This window comes from Tuberibacillus sp. Marseille-P3662 (assembly GCF_900178005.1).
Taxonomy (GTDB): domain Bacteria; phylum Bacillota; class Bacilli; order Bacillales; family Sporolactobacillaceae; genus Marseille-P3662.
In genome coordinates this window covers 793,629-811,396 of record NZ_FXBS01000006.1, presented here as the reverse complement: position 1 = coordinate 811,396, position 17,768 = coordinate 793,629, and the positions used below count along the sequence as shown (strand labels likewise).

Genomic DNA, 17,768 nt, shown 5'->3' with positions numbered 1-17,768 from the left:
CTTTCCCTTATATCGGTTCTCCCTATGACATTTAGACAAATGAAGCCCTCCTGATTTGAATCAGGAGGGCTTTTTCTATGACTCACACCTATTTATTCCCTTGGTTCCAATGATATATCTTACTTTCCGTTTATATTTGTGTTCCTTATTTTTCAGGAATGTCCCTTAACATAAATCATGGTGCCTACATCCCTATTATTGCTCTTAGACTTATTGTTGTACCGTAAATTCACTCGTTACCAGCGGCCAGACAGCTGGGAACTGAAAAGCCAAATTCCAAAAGTTAATTCCCCCTAAGTTATAGTCTTTTACCAGTTGAAACATTGCAAGCATCGTTCGTAAATCTTCGAACCAAACAATATGCTCAGAACCTTGGTTATCCGTATAACGGAAATACGGCGCCGCTTCTTCTTCATCATACTTAATACTGACGTTATTTTGTAAGGCTATACGTACAGCCTGATCGGTCGACACAGCAGTGGCAAATTCACCGCCTTCCTGATAAGGCAAGGTCCAATTATAACCATACAAAGGGATGCTCATGACAATCTTATCTTGAGGCATCACACTTGATGCAAATTGGATCACGTTTTCAACTTGCGTAATCGGACTAACTGGCATTGGCGGGCCACCACTCCAACCCCATTCATAAGTCATAAGGACAACGAAATCCACTGTTTGACCATGAAACGCATAATCGTGCCCTTCATATAAGGTACCAGTTTGTTCAGCACTTATTTTCGGAGCTAACGCGGTACTCACGATAAAATTTTCTGCATGTAGACGTTGAGTGAAACTCTCTAAAAATTGATTATAGGCTTCTCGACCTTCAGCACCAATGAATTCAAAGTCAAGATTAACACCTTGATAACCCTTTTGTCTTAGAACGGATAATACATTACTAATAAATGTATCTTGAATATCTTGGTTGTTAAAAATTGACAAGGCCACGTCTTGCTCAAATTGACCTTCTACAATATTGGTAATCGCCATTAACGGTGCTACAGCTGACTGCCTAATGGCTCCTAATAGCTCGGATTCGTACGCACCTGGAGGGGTTAATTCTCCCTGTGCATTTACTTCATAGCTGAATACACTCAAATAGGTTAAGGCGGACTTTGCTTGATTAAATGACTCCACGCCACTTTGCGATGGATCCAGATAAGCATTGACAATAATCTCAGGGGTACTGTCTTGAGGTAATTGAATCACCATTCCTGGATATAATGTCTGGCCTTGAAGTTGCGGATTTGCAGCAACAAGTGAACGATACGAAACTCCTAATTGCTCGGCAATCGACCAGAATGAATCACCGGGCTGTATCGTATAAGTATTTTCAGACGTCGGTATAAGCAACGTCTGCCCAACAACTAACTGACCGGGATTCGCTAATTGGTTCACAGTCAGGATATCTTGAGATGACACCCCATAATTTCGAGCAATTTGGTAGACGGTATCCCCGGATTTAACAACATAAACGTCCATAGTCAAGCCTCCTTCTTTGACCATTGTTCATGTTGTATTATATGTCTAGGAATTTGTCCAGGTGTCACCTTTGCTTATGACGATTCAGCATCCACTTTAGCCCTCTGCCGCATCCGCTTTTGTCCTTCCCGGCATAAGTCAAGTAATGGACATGTATCACACTGCGGCGATTGTGCTTTACAATGATAACGCCCGAAAAAAATCAACCGATGATGAGAGTCAGCCCAAAGAGATTCAGGTAATTTTCTCATCAAAGTTTTTTCAACTTCAAGGACACTATCCTTCCAACGACAGATCCCCAAACGTTTGCTTACCCGTTCAACATGTGTGTCAACAGCAATGGCTGGGTGGCCGAAAGCTACTGAGGTCACCACATTAGCTGTTTTCCGTCCAATTCCAGGTAACGCCATTAGAGCTTCACGCTTCTCAGGAACTCTCCCATCATAATCATCAATGAGGATTTGGCATAACTTGCGGATATTCTTGGCTTTGTTGCGATACAACCCGATGGAACGAATATCTTGTTCTAACTCATTCAATGATACCGATAAATAATCTTCCGGTGTTTGATATTTGGAAAATAAAGACGGTGTGACACGATTAACAAGAGCATCCGTGCATTGTGCCGAGAGGATCACAGCAATCGTTAGCTCAAAAGGATTGCTGTGAGTTAATTCACATTTTGCTTCGGGAAACATCTCCCCGAGTGTGTCTAGAACATAAGTGACTTGTTTTTGATTCAGCAAAGACCCTTACCTCCCATTTCCACCTGATGATTCCAACCAGTTATATAAAGGTAAATGCATGGCCGGTTTTTTTTCATGGCTGGTCATTGTTTGTTTATTTTTATAATGTTTGCGTACATTCTCACCGAAGGCTTTGGCTTGTTCTAATGTCTTGACACCCTGCTTTTTCCACTCAAATAATATCCGATCAATATAACGAAAGTTGAGTTTACCGGAAATGACCGCTTCTCTTAAGGCAGCCTTAATAATCTCCGGTTCATGCTGATCTTGATCAACCCACATGCCTAATGTCTCACACTCAATGGGGGATAACGGGCGTCCGAATTCATTTTCAAATAATGTATATAAGGACATTTGTTGTTGGTTATCTTGCTGGGTTTGATTATCTTGACTAAAAAGTTGAACGATCCGTTCCCACAAAGGCATAAGTGAATATTCTTCTGAATACATATCTTGTTGATCAGACTGATTCAATGACAGGAGTCCTTTTTGGACGAAGTGCCGTAAATGACGAGCACATTGTTCTGTTGTTACAGTCATTCGTTCAGCTAGCTCGTCCGGGGTGGGAAAAGTATTACCATCGCTAATATATCGATGGATATGAATAAGAAGCATGCACTCTTCTTCATTCAAATCGAGTTGCTTATAATAATCCAATAATAACTTGGGGAGCTGCAATTGATTGTTCATCAATAAATGAGTTAATACGTTTTGTTCCATATTCGACACCTCTGGATGTATTATATCATGCCTGATGGGCCAATAGTAAAAGTTCTAAAATTCTTTCCAAATCAAAAAAGAAGCCCGCCGTTATGGCAAGCTCCTTTAAATTCATTCAACCAAAAGCCTAGACTTACGGATATAAACGATTTAATAACCTCGGAAAAGGAATTGTCTCACGAACGTGCTCGATACCGCAAATCCAAGCGACTGTTCTTTCAAGCCCAAGACCGAAACCAGAATGAGGCACAGATCCATATTGACGCAACTGTAGATACCATTCATATGCAGGATCTGTGAGTTGGTGCTCGTCATATCGTTGTTTCATCAGTTCTAAATCATCAATGCGTTCACTGCCGCCAATAATTTCTCCGTAACCTTCTGGTGCAATTAAGTCGGCACAGAGAACAACATCGTCATTGTCGGGATGAGGTTTCATATAAAAAGCTTTAATATCTTTTGGATAGTTTGTGATGAATACGGGTTTATCAAAACTTTCAGCAATGGCCGTTTCATGCGGTGCACCAAAGTCTTCACCCCATTCGATATCATCAAATCCTTTTTCCAACAGTAATTGAACCGCATCGTCGTAAGTAATACGTGGAAAAGGAGCTGTCACCTGACCTAATTTTGTAACATCACGGTCTAACGTCTGTAACTCCTGTTTACAATTATCCAAAACAGACTGAACGACATAGGAGACATAACGTTCTTGTACCTGCAAACTTTCCTCATGATCCATGAACGCCATTTCCGGTTCAATCATCCAAAACTCAATCAAATGGCGACGTGTTTTCGATTTTTCAGCACGAAAGGTCGGACCAAACGAAAACACTTTTCCAAAGGCCATTGCGGCCGCTTCCATATAAAGTTGTCCACTTTGCGATAAATAGGCATCCTGATCAAAATATTGGGTGTGAAATAAATCTGTAGTCCCTTCCGCTGAACTCCCAGTAAGAATTGGCGGATCAATTTTGACAAATGCTTCGTTATTAAAGAACTCATAAGTCGCTTTAATAATTTCATTACGAATACGCAAAATCGCGTTCTGCCGACTAGAACGGAGCCACAAATGGCGATTATCCATCAAAAATTCCGTTCCATGTTCCTTAGGTGTAATTGGATAATCTTCAGCGATATGTATAACTTCGATATCATTAACCGTCAATTCAAATCCTGACGGTGCCCGATCATCCGCTTGAACCGTTCCGTAGACATAAAAGGAACTTTCTTGGGTCAGTTGTTGTGCCGCCTCCCAAGCTGCTTCAGAAACGGCTTTTTTAACGATGACGCCTTGTATAAAACCTGTTCCATCTCTAAGTTGTAAAAATTGAATCTTTCCGCTTGAACGTTTGTTGGCCAGCCAAACACCGATTTTAATGTCTTGACCGACGAATTGATGCACTTGCGAAATCGTCGTCTTCATGCGACTACCTCCAACCCAAATTGTTACTAAATATGATCTTCCATGAATTGGTTAATACGATCTAGCGCTTCTTTCATTTGTTCCAATGATATGGCATAGGACAATCTTACATAATCAGGAGCGCCAAATCCTTCACCTGGGACTAACCCGACTTTCTGTTCTTCAAGCAATGCTTTAACCCATTCCGATACATGATTAAAACCACACATCTCACTTGCCTTACGTGCATTTGGGAACAAGTAAAAAGCGCCTTTAGGTTTTATGCATGCTAATCCTGGAATATTAATAACACGCTCAAAGGCATAATTCAGTCGTTCCTCAAACGCATCCCTCATGTCCTTCAAAGGCTCTTGAGGTCCTGTATAAGCTGCCAAAGCAGCATGTTGGGATATTGATGCCGGATTAGATGTACTGTGACTTGCAATATTGGTCATAGCTTTAATCATATCAGACGGTCCCGCTGCGTATCCAATACGCCATCCTGTCATAGCATGTGATTTAGAAACACCATTTATAATAACCGTATTGTCTTTCAGTTCAGGTGACAAGGAGGCCATTGATGTTACCTCAGCACCATCATAAATCAACGTCTCATAAATTTCATCTGAAACCACAGTTATGCCATTTTCTAGACAAAACTTACCAATAGCTTTAAGTTCTTCAGGTTTGTATATCATCCCTGTTGGGTTACTCGGTGAATTGATAACCAACGCTTTCGTTTTCTCGGTTACGACGCCTCTAAGTTGGTCCACAGTTATTCTGAAGTGATGATCTTCCAAAGCGGGGATAACTACCGGATTTCCGCCAGCCAATTTTACTTGCTCGGGATAGCTGACCCAATATGGTGCCGGAATGATGACTTCATCACCTGGATTAATCAAAGCTTGAAACGTTAAATATAAGGCGTGTTTGGCTCCCGTTGTCACGATAATATTATTGGTTTCATAATTAAGCCCTTGATCATTTTGGAACTTATCTTTAATCGCTTCCTTTAAGGCCGGCATGCCACCTGATGGGGTATATTTCGTATGACCATTCTTAGCGGCTTCCGTAGCTGCTTGAATAATGTGGTTGGGTGTATTATAATCTGGTTCACCTGCTGCCAAACCGATGACATCGTGCCCTTGGCTTTTTAATTCATTAGCTTTAGCTGTGATGGCTAATGTCGATGATGGTGTAATTTGTTCCGCCCGATTGGATAATTCCATAAAAATAAACCGCCATCCCTTCATACTAACTAATTTTAATATTGTTCATATAATCACCATTTGCAAATGCATAATAGCCAAATACATATTGATCGTTTTCAGTGATATATTTGATCTCCCATGCTGGTATTCCGTTAAACATTCCTAATGTCACATCGACCACCGACTTAACACCTTCTGTCTTACGAACCGTTTCAGCAACTTGATCCGCCGTCACACCTTCTTCAGCTGATTTGACAACCACTGTTCCATCATCTGCTTGAGGTAACCAAATATAGGCTTCAGAACCTTTTTTAAGTTTTACATTGGCAATCATATACGTTTTCGATCCATAGTACGGATGTATATTCTTAATGGTTTTGACATCCGCTCGATTCTTAAGTGTCTCTTTTGCAGCATTGATTTGCTTATTCTGATAGCCTCGAGCATCATCATAAATACTCCAACCTTGCCAAACGAGCAAGGCTACAACGGCTAAGATCGAGAAAATAATTTTTTTCATGATGATCCATTCACTTGTGTCTGATAAATACGAAACACCCACTGTTCCTCATGCTGCGACAATCCAAATATGTAGCCCTGATGCTTCAACGTTTTATTTAGAATATCGATGATTTGATATAATTCATCCATGCGTTGAATATTGACAGTTGAAACCAATTCTGCTTGTTCTCCCATTGATATCCTCCTTGACACAAAACTTTCTATTCATAGTCGCAGCAGGTGGTGCTTACACTATAACTACCCAGATAGCAAAGGGAAAATCACCTAACCTAACCCAGACACTTTTAAACGAAACCTTACCGCGGGTTTCGTTTTTTTCATCTCTTATCGTAATCAAAAACAATCGATTTGGCAAGAATCAACTCATTAAAGTTCAATCACAACATTATCGATCAGTCGAGCTTGTGAATATTGAATGGCAACAGCAATGATCATTTGGTTAGCTGTTTCAAATTGAAAATTAAGTTCAGGATAAGTGTAAACCTCTACATAATCAATGCTTCCATTCTTAATATACCTATTTAGTTCATTTAAAACGGTCGATTGAATCGACTGAATAGCTAAAACCCCTTGTTCATAATCATGTTTCGCCTTTTCAAGCACTTTAAAAATATGAACGGCCTCTGTCCTTTCAATGTCGGTTAAACGAACATTGCGAGAACTTTTCGCTAACCCATCGGCCTCACGAACGGTCGGACAGCCCACAACGGTCACAGGCATATGAAAACTTTCAACCAGACCTTTAACAACTGCCAATTGTTGGGCGTCCTTCATGCCAAAGAAAGCAGTATCCGGTCGGATGATGTTGAAAAGCTTTAACAACACTGTCGCAACCCCGTCAAAGTGACCTGGCCGACTGGCTCCGCATAAGACATCAACACGATCCAAAACATTCACCATAAACATCCGGTTATTAGGATACATATCCTCCACCTTAGGAATGAATACGATATGGACGCCATATTGCTCAGCTAAAACCTTGTCTCTTGACAGATTCCTTGGATAACTGTCAAAATCTTCATTCGGGCCAAATTGGGTCGGATTAACAAAAATACTCATAACAACAATATCAGACTTTTTTTTAGCCTTATCAATCAATGATAAGTGACCTTCATGTAAAAAACCCATCGTTGGTACGAAGGCGATCGATTGACCCTCATTTTGATAATCAGCGATTAGCGATTGATATTCCCTTGGAGTTGTAACCACTTTCATGATTGATCCCTGCTTTTATTAAGAGCCTTTAATGTATCCTCTTGCATGTTGAAGCTATGATCATCGGAAGGAAAGGCGTCATTTTTAACATCTTGAATATAGTCCAAAATCGCTTGCTGAATCGTTTCACCCACTTGAGCATATTGCTTCACAAACTTTGGAACGTGCTCCACTCCATAGCCAATAACATCATGATAGACAAGCACTTGGCCATCAGTTCCGGCACCAGCTCCAATACCGATAACGGGGATTGTTAAGTGTGTTGTGATTTTCTGTGCAAGTTGTTGTGGAACACACTCCAAGACCAAAGCAAATGCGCCAGCGTCTTCAACGGATTTGGCATCATTGATTAATTGCTTGGCATCTTTCAAACCTTTGCCTTGTACCTTATATCCTCCCAGTACACCGGCGGATTGGGGTGTAAGTCCTAAATGAGCAACAATGGGTACACCAGCTCGTGTTAAAGTTCGAATGTGGTCACAGATAGGACCTGCCCCTTCCATTTTGATAGCATCACATCCGCCGTCTTGCATTAATCGCCTAGCATTTGTCAATGTTTCAGAAATCAATCCATGATAAGTCATAAATGGAAGATCCGTGACGGTAAAAACATGTTTGGCACCGCGTTTAACAGCTTTTGTATGTAGCACCATATCATCCAACGTCACCGGTACCGTTGAATCATATCCCATAGCCACCATACCGACGGAATCCCCGACCAATATCATATCGACATCAGCACTTTCGACGAGCTTAGCCGACGGATAATCGTATGCAGTAATCATAGCAATCGATTCATTCTGTTGCTTCATGGTCCGAAACGTTCCAATGGATGTCATCATCAATGCTCCCTTCGTTATTAAACCGAACGAATATTAGCGGACAAAACCTTATATTGCGTTCCCTGTTCATCCTTAAGAAGTAATAGCCCTGCTTCATCAATGCCTTGGGCGATGCCTGTCACCGTTTCACCGTTAGTCGCTTGTGCTGTCAAGGATTGACCGATTGTTAAAGCATAGCTTTCCCACATCAATCTAATGATGTTAAACCCTTCTTGTAAGTAAGTCAGATATAGCGATTCAAAAGCTTCTAAAATACACTGTATCAGACGTATCCGATCCACCTCTTCACCCTTGATGATCTTAAGCGAAGTCGCCACGTCATGGAGATTCTCTGGTATGTCTTCCTTTGATTGATTGACATTCAGTCCGGTCCCAACCAACACAGCCCTGATTGAATCCGTTTCCGTCTGTAACTCTGTTAAAATGCCGACAAGCTTTTTGCCCTTATATAAAATATCATTCGGCCATTTAATTTGACATTCAATGCCTACAGCCTTTTTTATTGCTTTGACAAGAGCTACAGCCGTTAATAGTGTCAACTGCGGGGCTTGGCGCGGTTTAATATCAGGTCGGAGCATCGTACTCATCCATATACCTGTTCCTTTTGGAGAATGCCAGGCACGGCCTAAACGGCCCCGTCCTTGTGTTTGCTCTTCAGCAATTACAATTGTCCCTTCTTCTGCTCCTTCCTCCGCGAAATAATGGGCTTTTTTTTGCGTTGACGGCAATTGATCATATAAATGTATACGCGTCCCCAATGTTTGTGTATTCAAGCCTGTTTGAATTTCAGTAACCGTTAGTTGACCGCTTGAACTTAATAAACGATAACCCTTTCTATTAACGGATTCAATCTCATAACCGCCATGAATAAGCTCTTTAACCTGTTTCCAGACGGCTGTTCGGGAACAACCAATGGCATCGCTAAGCATTTGTCCGGAAACATATTCACCTTTATGGATGATAAGTTGCTTCAAAATTTCATTTCTGGTTTCAGACACGTTTCCACCCACCTTCTGATGGCATCACTTTGATTTAAAACCTGATGCGAGGTGACAGCTTTTTCAATCCGCTCTAGAGCTTCCGCAATCCATGGACCCGGCTTCTGCTCAATCCAACATACCAAATCATGCCCATCGACAAACAATTCTGCTCTGGAATGAATAGGAAGTTGTTCAATCATTGCTTCAACCCTCTGTACATATGTTCCCTCTCCCGAATTTAAAAGATCTATTATGGCACTAATTTGGCGCGAGGCTTGAATACCTGTCCGATAGATCAACCATGGCGTTAAGTGTTCCCTTCTGAAGGTTTTAAGTCCATTCACTAAGACTTGAATATGCCCAGAACTTTTTTTGGAAAATCGCCATCGTTTTAAAAAAAAGGCCAGATCATCGCCTAAATCCAGCCGATATAGGCAAGCCGCCCAGCGTTGATCATTCGTATCCAATTGCCAAAGATGGTCTTGCCCCAATTTCAATAATTCATCGGATCGCCGGGCCATATAGGGTAAATAATGATGCAAGTTCGTTTGAATCAACAAATTAATCCCATGTTTTAAATAGCGGCCCGCAAGCAGCTTTGTGAATTCAGTATGGATTCTTTCAATCGCAATTTTTTCTAAAAGATGCGCCTGATTTTGCATCGCTGATGTTGTCACTTCAGTTGGAGAAACGCCTAATTGGGCAGAGAACCTCGTCCCGCGTAAAATGCGAAGCGGGTCCTCTTGAAAACGGTCATTCGCTCGACCTACTGTCCGTAACAGATACTTGCTTAAGTCAACACGACCTCCATAAGGGTCCAATAATTCTTGATGCTTATCAAGTGCCATTGCATTCATGGTAAAATCGCGGCGTTGTAAATCGCTCTCAATAGACGTTTCAAAGCGGACCGTTGATGGATGCCTAAAATCATCGTAATCCGCTTCTGATCGAAATGTGGTAATCTCATAATCGTTATGTTGAAAGCGAACCAAAACAGTGCCATGTTCAATACCGATGGGAAACGTTTTGTCAAACAAGTCCATAACTTGATGTGGCGTTGCCGATGTTGCAATATCGACATCCGCAATATCCCGACCTAAATAGAAATCCCTGACCGAACCCCCGACAAAATAGGCGGCATAACCCGCCTCGTTTAATATGTGTAAAACAGGTGCAGCTTGTTCAAATCGTTGGGACATCACTGTTAGACCTCCTGACCCTCTAACACTTGATGATACACAGCTTCGTATTGTTCTACAATCTTGTCTGAATGAAACCGCGTTCTCGCAAGTTCAACCGCGTGACGGGCCATAGATTCATGAAGTGTTGAATCCGTCAATAATTGCACAGCCTTTGTGGCGGCGGCTTCCGTATCTCCCACATCAACGATAAATCCGCTGGCATCATTTTCAATCACTTCAGGAATGCCGCCCACCGCTGTCCCTATGGCTGGCACTCCGCATGAAGCCGCTTCAAGCAAGATCAACCCAAAGCTTTCCTTAGCTGATAGCAGCATGGCTAAGTCGCTGATTGATAAGATATCAGAGACATTTTCCTGTTTCCCTAAAACAATAATGTCATCGCGAATACCAAGCTGTTCAGCTAAGGACGTTGAAACCGTTAATTCAGGTCCATCCCCAATTAGAAGTAACTTCGCTTTAACTGACTTACGAATGTTTGCGAATGCCTCCACAACATCAGGTACACGTTTCACTCTTCGGAAGTTCGAAATGTGAACAATCACCTTCTCATCTGCTTGAATGCCCAAATCTGCTTTTAAATCACCGGAATCAAGTTCATGGTAAGTCGCCTCATCAACAAAATTGTATACAGGTATAATCGGTTTTGACGTTCCTAACAGTTCCTGTGTTTGCCTAATCAAGTCATTAGATACAGCCGTCACCGCATCCGAGTAGTCAATACCGAAACGAATCATATGGCTTAATGAGGGATCATAGCCTAAAACCGTTATATCAGTCCCATGAAGGGTTGTTACAATTTTGAGCGAATCGCCAACCATTTGTTTGGCAAGATAAGCACAGACCGCGTGTGGAACAGCATAATGAACGTGCAATAAATCTAGACCTTCCCTTTTAGCTACTTCAGCCATCTTACTGGCGAGCGTTAAATCATAAGGTGGATAACGGAAAACAGCATATTGGTTGACTTCCACCTCATGAAAGTAAATGTTTCTAGGGGCTTTTTCCAGTCTAAAGGGGAGGCTGGATGTAATGAAATGAACTTCATGACCTTTCTCTGCCAACTTCTTTCCTAACTCGGTAGCAACGACCCCGGAACCGCCTACCGTTGGATAACAAGTAATACCAATTTTAAGTGTCATATAGCTCTCCCCTATCTCTTTGCTAATCTTGTTGCTGCCTAGAACGAATGACCTCACGCCAATGCAGCTCACCGCGTTCAAGGGCATGCATCAAAATTTCAGCGGTTGCCATATTGGTTGCGAGCGGGATACTATACACATCAGCTAAACGAATCAAAGCATTAATATCCGGCTCATGAGGTTGTGCCGTTAGTGGATCACGAAAGAAAATAATTAAGTCCATATCATTTTGGGCAATCCGGGCCCCGACTTGCTGATCGCCACCTAATGGCCCTGATTGAAAACGGTAAATATCAAGACCTGTCGCTTCCATGACACGACTTCCGGTTGTCCCCGTAGCAAACAGTTCATGATCCTTTAATATCGGTTGATAAGCTAGGGAAAACTGGACAAGGTCGTCTTTCTTTTTGTCATGAGCAATTAAAGCAATTTTCATGATCATCCCTCAATCCATTATTTGATCTAGGCCATATACAATTGTGTCTAAATTCATGACAGTATCAACGGCATAACGAACACCCGACATAAATGACTTACGATTAAACGAATCATGTTTGACCGTTAATAACTGACCGTCTCCGCCAAAGATTACTTCTTGATGAGCCACCAAGCCAGGTAAACGGACACTATGTATTCTTAAACCTTGATCTTCCGCACCGCGAGCACCTTGAATAAGCTCTTGTTCTTCGGGATGACCTTGTGTCATCTCTTCCCGGTTGTTATGAATCATTTCAGCAGTTTTAACCGCCGTTCCAGATGGAGCATCTTTCTTCTGATCATGGTGTTTCTCAATAATTTCGACATCCGGTAAATATTTGGCAGCCATTTGACTAAATTTCATCATAAGGACAGCACCGACAGCGAAGTTAGGTGCGATCATTCCCCCCAACTCTTTTGCCTTAGCTTCCTTTGTAAAATAATCGACATCTTCACTCGTGAATCCGGAAGTACCGATTACGGGACGAATATTATAATTAATCGCTTTTTGAATATGTTTTTTACCAATATCAGGATGCGTAAAATCAATTAAGACATCTACCGTTTCATTGGAAAAGCAACGGTCAATATCTGTATAAACGGGCCGTTCTAATTCGGGCAGCCCCGGCAGATCCGCCACCATTTTTCCTTCATGCTTGTGATCAATGACACCAGCTAAGTTAAAATGAGACGTTTCTTGAATCATATGTATCGCCTCAGACCCCATTTTTCCTCTTGGACCAGCCACGGCAATGTTAATGGTTTGTGCCATTATCTATCCCCCTCTGTATCAATTTTTGTCCAGCGATCTTGATCACGTGTATTGAACTTGTCCAACACACGCTGTAAGGCTTCACTTAAATCAATATTTAATGAATTAGCCATACAAATCACAACGAATAATAAATCACCCAATTCTTCTTCCACCGTATTCGCTGCTTCCGTTGATTTCTTCGGCTTCTCACCATGATAGTGATTGATTTCCCGCGCAAGCTCACCCAACTCTTCCGTTAGCCGGGCCGTTAAGGCGAGTGGTGAAAAGTAACCTTCTTTAAACTGACTAATATAGTCGTCAACTTGTTTTTGCATCAATTCTATCGTTTGTTTTTCTGACATTTCTCAAGTCTCCCCTAATAACCCTTATGTAGTTATATTAGCGGATTAAGACAGCGTTTGACAAATAATTTAATGTTTGAAGGATGCGCGAAGTTTCATTATACTTGTATCGTTGTGGCAAATTAATCTTGGAGGGTTAACATGCGCATACCTATCAAAACAAAAAATGTTGTCTTTATACTATTGGGATCATTGATTTTTGGCTTTGGTCTTGTCAATTTTAATATGCAAAATAATTTAGGTGAAGGCGGGCTCACCGGGATTACCCTGATTTTATACAACCTATTCGCGATTGATCCCGGTATCAGCAATATTATTTTAAATCTTCCCTTGTTTATCATTGGTTGGCGCCTGTTGGGTCGATCGATGTTTATCTATACCATTATTGGTACAACTGCTTTATCCATTTCAATTTGGATTTTCCAATATTTAATCACATTTAATTTTCCTCTCCAAGAAGATATGACGCTTGTCGCGCTATTCGCCGGTGTTTCTATCGGAAGTGGTCTCGGTATTATTTTCCGTTATGGCGGAACAACAGGTGGTACGGATATCATTGCACGTCTCTGTAATAAATATTTTGGTATGCAAATGGGCAAAACCATGTTCGTTATTGATGCTGTTGTTATCATATCGTCTTTAATTTATCTTGACATCAAACAAGCAATGTACACGCTTGTCGCGGTTTTTGTTGCAGCACAAGTGATTGATTTTATTCAAAAAGGAGCTTATGCAGCCAATTCTGTCATGATCATATCCAATCATAACGAAGTGATTGCCCAAAAAATTATTAAAGAACTCGACCGCAGCGCAACCCTGCTTTCTGCACGCGGCGGCTATACAGGTCATAACCGCGATGTATTATATTGTGTCGTCAGCCGTAATGAGATTTTTCGATTGAAAAATGTCATTACAAGCGTAGATCCTCATGCATTTGTCGCCGTGGAAGATATCCATGATGTCTTAGGTGAAGGATTTACGCTTGATGAAAATAAGCGGCCGCTCTTCGACGAATAAAAACGTCCACCGATCGAGCGGTGGACGTTTTCTAATAAATCGAGTAAGACTTCTCTCCTTGATATTTACGCCAAGCAACGTACAATAATGTTAAAATGATAAGTCCGCCGATTGGAAGCGCTGTCCATTGAAAAGAATGCAAGTTTTTATTTGACGAATGAGGCATTTCAAAAGCCGTCTGAACACGGTTTTCCAAAGTTTTCAGCGATTGTGATTGTGATTGGCTGTTTGCACTTAGTTGATCGCTTTGAGTAGCCAAATCTTGAACTGCTTGTTGAACCTTTCTCATCGATGATTGATCGACATCAATCAACATGGAAGGATATAGCATGTCATAATCATTCATAAATTGATTTAATTCATATTGAAACTGACTGCTACCATCCGCCTTCAAAGCTTTTGTCATTCGCTCAAAATGACTGTTCATATCATCATGAAACTGCATCCACATAGGTGTTGAATCATCTGTCAGAGCGTTAACGACCAGCCGAAACTCCGTAGCTGCCTCTTGTTTTTCTTCCTTATCAAAGTCCAAAGAGTCCAGGTATTGCTCCAACTTACCAATACTCGATTTGAGAATACGTTCATGATTGTCCGGTGTCATTTTTGTCAATTCACTATAATCCTCCCACTGTTCCTCGAAGCGATGTAACGCATCAGCAGCGGCAGGATAATGACCACTTTCCGTAAGTTGAAAGACCTGGTCAGAAAGATCAGACAGTTTGTCCCAAGCTTCTTCAGGCTCCTTAGCCAAACCGGTGGCCGGTATAAGCAGAATGAACAAGAGCGTCATGCCACAATAGACAAAACCCTTCATACGTCTCGTCCCCCTCCCTTACAGTCATTTTTATGCTAGATGGGACGAGAGTAGACCTATTGTTCAGTTAAAGCATGGTAACGATGATACTTATAAATAAGGTCGTGGAAAACGAACGCCTGGAGTGAAATCAACCGTCACGTTTAACAGAGCCACAAGTGAAATAAACTAAAACAATCGTCAATACACTTAACCAGAAAGTTAAATAACCAATAACGGACTGATACTCATTAAGGAACGGATACTCGGGCATTTGATCAAATATATAATCAATGATTTCATTGTGAACTAACCATAAACCGGCCACCCATAGATGAATCGGTTTAACCCGATAAAACGGCATGTATAGCAAGCCCTGAATCGCCATCCACGCATGAGACACAATGAGCATATAATGAGTGAATGTTAACGATTGTCCCAGCAATCCTGATGTAATATTCATGCCGACAGCCCAGACGCCATACTTAAATAGGGTCATCACGGCTAACGCTTCCATTAGCGGAAAATGTTTGTTCATAAGAAAGCCCAATAGAACCAAGCAAAAGAACAAGCTTGCTGTCGGACTATCCGGAACAAACGGCATAAAATACCAAGGTGTATGTGACAATTGACTCCCATACCAATAATACCCATAAACTGTCCCAAGAACATTACCGACAAAAAGCAGCCATAGCAAAGGTTTTTGTTTCAAAAAATATTGATAAAAGCCCATCTTGACGTTCCCTTCCCTTGAATTAAGAAAAAGCTGACTAATTAAATTAGCCAGCTTATTTCTTACTTACTTTTGATACAAATTCAGCAAGTTGTTTCAATTCTTTATCTGTCCCTTTAAATACACCAGCAGGCATATTTGGCGGGACCCCGTTTTTCGCGACATCCGCTACGTGATCAGGCTTTAAGTTCTTTCCAACAAGCGATGGTCCGGGACCATCACCTTGCATATTACCGCCGTGACAACTGACACAATTATTTTCCTTGAAAAGCTTATATCCTGCTGAGCTTTTATCAATGTTTACTTTCTCAACAATTTTTCCTTGTTGAGCTGCCTGTTTCCAGTTATGAGTAACACCGGATTCCCAAGTTAAATAGTAGACGCCTACAATTGCCAATAACATTGCCAACGTCGCAACCGGTCGTTTTAATGGACGGCGATCAAAGCCACGGTCGAGCCAAGGTGCAAGTAATAAGGCCCCAAAAGCCAAACCAGGGATGAGAATCGTTCCAATCACTTTATAATCACCGGAAGCATATGGATATTTCAATAACTGATAAAGAAATAGAAAATACCAGTCAGGCAGCGGTATGTAACCGGAAGCTGTCGGATCTGCCTCTTTTTCCAACGGCGGTTCTTCCGCTATCGTCATAACTAGAAATCCGACAAGAAATACAGCACCAACCATCCATTCTTTTAATAAAAAGTTAGGCAAAAATGCTTCAGTTTTATGCGGATATTCTGAATAATCCTTTGGAGGTATGAACCCCTTCTTTTGAGGAACACGTGAATCACCGACAAACTTCATACCTTTACCGCGATGCATAAGTCTCCCTCCTTTGTTTTAAAAAGTAACCTAAAGTGGTCCAGAGATCCCTTGTTTCCGAATCATAATGAAGTGTGCTCCCATTAAACCTAGTAAAGCTGCAGGAAGGAAGAACACGTGAATAGCAAAAAAACGCGCGATTGTCTGAGCACCGACAACATCGCTTCCTTGTAATAATAATTTCGCCCAATCGCCAATGAACGGTATCGACTCAGCAATCTGCAATCCTACCTTCGTTGCAAACAAAGCTTTCATGTCCCAAGGGAGAAGGTATCCAGTAAAACCTAAGCCAAGAATGACAAAGAATAGCAAGACACCGACAACCCAATTTAGTTCACGTGGCTTTTTGTAAGCACCGGTGAAAAAGACTCGGAGCGTATGTAGGAAGACCATAACAATCGTAACACTAGCACCCCAGTGGTGCATGCCACGAACAATTTGTCCATAAGCCACTTCATTCTGCAAATATTGAACAGAGTCCCAAGCTCGACCAACGTCAGGCACATAGTACATTGTTAGGAACATACCGGATAAAATTTGAATCACAATGGTAAAAAACGTTAACCCGCCAAAACAATAGACAAAGGCGGAGAAATGGTAGGCGGGGTTAACGTGCTCGGGTACTTCATGATCGGCTAAATCACGCCACATGGGAGTGATATCAAGCCGTTCATCAACCCAATCATATAGTTTGTTCAGCATCGATTAAGCCCCTCCTCTCGGTTTAGCTTCACCTAAATAAATATAACCATCATCTTTAACTTTAACCTCGTAGGCATGAAGCGGTGCCGGAGGCGGGGTACCCGGCAAGTTGACACCATATTTGGTATATGTGCCGCCATGACACGGACAATAAAAGTGATTCGCGTGTCCAGAAGCTTCCCAACCCACGGTACAACCAAGATGGGTACAAATTGGCGAGAGAGCTAAAATACCGCCGTCTTCACCTTTAAGTATGTAAGCCGTTTTCTCCTCTTCAAATTCATGCCAGCCATCAACAACATCTCGGGTAAGTGTTTTCTTAACAGGGGTTTCGGTCACATCGCTTTCCTTCATATCTACTTGTACAAACTTAGTTTCCTTATCTTCCTTCAACAATGGATCTACCGCAAACCTTACCATTGGCATTAACATGCCGGCTGCCATAAAGCCACCTACGCCTGTTAATGTGTAGTTGAGAAATTGACGCCTGGTTACGTCATGTTTTTCGTTGCTCATCATTTTCCCCCCATTCTACGTAGGACATTCAGTTATTAGATATGACACACATATTACTAGGACATACTTATGATAGCGCAACCGTTCTGCGACTGTCAATATACAGCCGTAGTTTGAC

Annotated in this window: 21 protein-coding genes; 1 reads left to right on the top strand and 20 read right to left on the bottom strand. The window is 41.6% G+C overall.

The genetic code is table 11. The features are described 5' to 3' along the window. Positions 1-210: 210 nt before the first annotated feature. From B9Y89_RS12670 to B9Y89_RS12600, 15 genes are all read right to left on the bottom strand, one after another. Positions 211-1,485 (bottom strand): glycoside hydrolase family 18 protein, encoded by a 1,275-nt coding sequence (locus tag B9Y89_RS12670; protein WP_176222208.1) that lies wholly within the window; start codon positions 1,483-1,485, stop codon positions 211-213. Between the two features lie 74 nt (positions 1,486-1,559). Beyond that, on the bottom strand, positions 1,560-2,231 hold the full coding sequence (gene nth, locus B9Y89_RS12665; RefSeq protein WP_085523580.1) for an endonuclease III: 672 nt from the start codon (positions 2,229-2,231) through the stop codon (positions 1,560-1,562). A gap of 6 nt (positions 2,232-2,237) precedes the next feature. Beyond that, complete coding sequence (locus tag B9Y89_RS12660; protein ID WP_085523579.1) at positions 2,238-2,951, bottom strand: DnaD domain-containing protein; 714 nt, start codon at positions 2,949-2,951, stop codon at positions 2,238-2,240. 133 nt (positions 2,952-3,084) lie between these two features. Next, the gene (asnS, locus tag B9Y89_RS12655; protein ID WP_085523578.1) at positions 3,085-4,377 is read right to left on the bottom strand and encodes an asparagine--tRNA ligase; all 1,293 of its coding nucleotides are present in this window, start codon (positions 4,375-4,377) and stop codon (positions 3,085-3,087) included. 26 nt (positions 4,378-4,403) lie between these two features. Then, positions 4,404-5,585, bottom strand: coding sequence for a pyridoxal phosphate-dependent aminotransferase (locus tag B9Y89_RS12650; protein ID WP_085524729.1), 1,182 nt, complete (start codon positions 5,583-5,585; stop codon positions 4,404-4,406). A 25-nt stretch (positions 5,586-5,610) separates the two neighbouring features. Further along, complete coding sequence (locus B9Y89_RS12645; protein ID WP_085523577.1) at positions 5,611-6,087, bottom strand: hypothetical protein; 477 nt, start codon at positions 6,085-6,087, stop codon at positions 5,611-5,613. Further along, entirely contained in the window at positions 6,084-6,263 is a 180-nt protein-coding gene (locus B9Y89_RS12640) for a YpmA family protein (RefSeq protein ID WP_085523576.1), read from the bottom strand. Before B9Y89_RS12640 ends, B9Y89_RS12645 begins: the two co-directional genes overlap by 4 nt. Positions 6,264-6,455: 192 nt before the next feature. Continuing rightward, positions 6,456-7,304 (bottom strand): pantoate--beta-alanine ligase, encoded by an 849-nt coding sequence (gene panC, locus B9Y89_RS12635; RefSeq protein WP_085523575.1) that lies wholly within the window; start codon positions 7,302-7,304, stop codon positions 6,456-6,458. Beyond that, a complete protein-coding gene (gene panB, locus B9Y89_RS12630; RefSeq protein WP_085523574.1) occupies positions 7,301-8,143 on the bottom strand; it encodes a 3-methyl-2-oxobutanoate hydroxymethyltransferase in 843 nt (280 codons plus the stop codon). Before panB ends, panC begins: the two co-directional genes overlap by 4 nt. A 20-nt stretch (positions 8,144-8,163) precedes the next feature. Then, positions 8,164-9,144, bottom strand: a complete 981-nt coding sequence (locus tag B9Y89_RS12625) for a biotin--[acetyl-CoA-carboxylase] ligase (RefSeq protein WP_254901245.1) — start codon at positions 9,142-9,144, stop codon at positions 8,164-8,166. Next, on the bottom strand, positions 9,117-10,325 hold the full coding sequence (locus B9Y89_RS12620) for a CCA tRNA nucleotidyltransferase (protein ID WP_139822800.1): 1,209 nt from the start codon (positions 10,323-10,325) through the stop codon (positions 9,117-9,119). The genes B9Y89_RS12625 and B9Y89_RS12620 overlap by 28 nt, the downstream gene beginning before the upstream one ends. Positions 10,326-10,330: 5 nt before the next feature. After that, complete coding sequence (gene bshA / locus B9Y89_RS12615; RefSeq protein ID WP_085523572.1) at positions 10,331-11,467, bottom strand: N-acetyl-alpha-D-glucosaminyl L-malate synthase BshA; 1,137 nt, start codon at positions 11,465-11,467, stop codon at positions 10,331-10,333. A gap of 22 nt (positions 11,468-11,489) precedes the next feature. Continuing rightward, entirely contained in the window at positions 11,490-11,903 is a 414-nt protein-coding gene (gene mgsA / locus B9Y89_RS12610; RefSeq protein ID WP_085523571.1) for a methylglyoxal synthase, read from the bottom strand. A 9-nt stretch (positions 11,904-11,912) separates the two neighbouring features. After that, positions 11,913-12,716 (bottom strand): 4-hydroxy-tetrahydrodipicolinate reductase, encoded by an 804-nt coding sequence (gene dapB, locus B9Y89_RS12605; RefSeq protein ID WP_085523570.1) that lies wholly within the window; start codon positions 12,714-12,716, stop codon positions 11,913-11,915. Then, positions 12,716-13,060 (bottom strand): nucleotide pyrophosphohydrolase, encoded by a 345-nt coding sequence (locus B9Y89_RS12600; protein ID WP_085523569.1) that lies wholly within the window; start codon positions 13,058-13,060, stop codon positions 12,716-12,718. The genes dapB and B9Y89_RS12600 overlap by 1 nt, the downstream gene beginning before the upstream one ends. 141 nt (positions 13,061-13,201) lie before the next feature. Between B9Y89_RS12600 and B9Y89_RS12595 the strand changes: the two genes are divergently transcribed. After that, complete coding sequence (locus B9Y89_RS12595; protein ID WP_085523568.1) at positions 13,202-14,077, top strand: YitT family protein; 876 nt, start codon at positions 13,202-13,204, stop codon at positions 14,075-14,077. Positions 14,078-14,108: 31 nt separating this feature from the next. Here the strand turns inward: B9Y89_RS12595 and B9Y89_RS12590 are convergent, their stop codons facing one another. The 5 genes from B9Y89_RS12590 to B9Y89_RS12570 all read right to left on the bottom strand — a co-directional run bounded on the left by B9Y89_RS12590 (position 14,109) and on the right by B9Y89_RS12570 (position 17,650). Next, positions 14,109-14,894 (bottom strand): sporulation protein YpjB, encoded by a 786-nt coding sequence (locus B9Y89_RS12590; protein ID WP_085523567.1) that lies wholly within the window; start codon positions 14,892-14,894, stop codon positions 14,109-14,111. A 130-nt stretch (positions 14,895-15,024) separates the two neighbouring features. Next, on the bottom strand, positions 15,025-15,606 hold the full coding sequence (locus B9Y89_RS12585; protein WP_085523566.1) for a lipoprotein heptaprenylglyceryl N-acetyltransferase LhaT: 582 nt from the start codon (positions 15,604-15,606) through the stop codon (positions 15,025-15,027). Between the two features lie 55 nt (positions 15,607-15,661). After that, positions 15,662-16,432: a menaquinol-cytochrome c reductase cytochrome b/c subunit gene (locus B9Y89_RS12580; RefSeq protein WP_085523565.1), complete on the bottom strand. Its 771-nt coding sequence runs from the start codon at positions 16,430-16,432 to the stop codon at positions 15,662-15,664. 30 nt (positions 16,433-16,462) lie between these two features. Next, positions 16,463-17,134, bottom strand: a complete 672-nt coding sequence (gene qcrB, locus B9Y89_RS12575; protein ID WP_085523564.1) for a menaquinol-cytochrome c reductase cytochrome b subunit — start codon at positions 17,132-17,134, stop codon at positions 16,463-16,465. 3 nt (positions 17,135-17,137) lie between these two features. Further along, the gene (locus B9Y89_RS12570; RefSeq protein ID WP_085523563.1) at positions 17,138-17,650 is read right to left on the bottom strand and encodes a ubiquinol-cytochrome c reductase iron-sulfur subunit; all 513 of its coding nucleotides are present in this window, start codon (positions 17,648-17,650) and stop codon (positions 17,138-17,140) included. Positions 17,651-17,768: the final 118 nt, after the last annotated feature.

Bases quoted from the DNA above. Each gene is read 5' to 3' on its own strand.
- B9Y89_RS12585 (WP_085523566.1), bottom strand. From the start codon at position 15,606: ATGGGCTTTTATCAATATTTTTTGAAACAAAAACCTTTGCTATGGCTG.
- B9Y89_RS12640 (WP_085523576.1), bottom strand. From the start codon at position 6,263: ATGGGAGAACAAGCAGAATTGGTTTCAACTGTCAATATTCAACGCATG.
- asnS (WP_085523578.1), bottom strand. From the start codon at position 4,377: ATGAAGACGACGATTTCGCAAGTGCATCAATTCGTCGGTCAAGACATT.
- B9Y89_RS12660 (WP_085523579.1), bottom strand. From the start codon at position 2,951: ATGGAACAAAACGTATTAACTCATTTATTGATGAACAATCAATTGCAG.
- B9Y89_RS12620 (WP_139822800.1), bottom strand. From the start codon at position 10,325: ATGTCCCAACGATTTGAACAAGCTGCACCTGTTTTACACATATTAAAC.
- qcrB (WP_085523564.1), bottom strand. From the start codon at position 17,134: ATGCTGAACAAACTATATGATTGGGTTGATGAACGGCTTGATATCACT.
- B9Y89_RS12650 (WP_085524729.1), bottom strand. From the start codon at position 5,585: ATGGAATTATCCAATCGGGCGGAACAAATTACACCATCATCGACATTA.
- B9Y89_RS12590 (WP_085523567.1), bottom strand. From the start codon at position 14,894: ATGAAGGGTTTTGTCTATTGTGGCATGACGCTCTTGTTCATTCTGCTT.
- B9Y89_RS12570 (WP_085523563.1), bottom strand. From the start codon at position 17,650: ATGAGCAACGAAAAACATGACGTAACCAGGCGTCAATTTCTCAACTAC.
- B9Y89_RS12645 (WP_085523577.1), bottom strand. From the start codon at position 6,087: ATGAAAAAAATTATTTTCTCGATCTTAGCCGTTGTAGCCTTGCTCGTT.
- panC (WP_085523575.1), bottom strand. From the start codon at position 7,304: ATGAAAGTGGTTACAACTCCAAGGGAATATCAATCGCTAATCGCTGAT.
- bshA (WP_085523572.1), bottom strand. From the start codon at position 11,467: ATGACACTTAAAATTGGTATTACTTGTTATCCAACGGTAGGCGGTTCC.
- B9Y89_RS12580 (WP_085523565.1), bottom strand. From the start codon at position 16,432: ATGCATCGCGGTAAAGGTATGAAGTTTGTCGGTGATTCACGTGTTCCT.
- B9Y89_RS12600 (WP_085523569.1), bottom strand. From the start codon at position 13,060: ATGTCAGAAAAACAAACGATAGAATTGATGCAAAAACAAGTTGACGAC.
- mgsA (WP_085523571.1), bottom strand. From the start codon at position 11,903: ATGAAAATTGCTTTAATTGCTCATGACAAAAAGAAAGACGACCTTGTC.
- B9Y89_RS12670 (WP_176222208.1), bottom strand. From the start codon at position 1,485: ATGGACGTTTATGTTGTTAAATCCGGGGATACCGTCTACCAAATTGCT.
- panB (WP_085523574.1), bottom strand. From the start codon at position 8,143: ATGACATCCATTGGAACGTTTCGGACCATGAAGCAACAGAATGAATCG.
- B9Y89_RS12595 (WP_085523568.1), top strand. From the start codon at position 13,202: ATGCGCATACCTATCAAAACAAAAAATGTTGTCTTTATACTATTGGGA.
- dapB (WP_085523570.1), bottom strand. From the start codon at position 12,716: ATGGCACAAACCATTAACATTGCCGTGGCTGGTCCAAGAGGAAAAATG.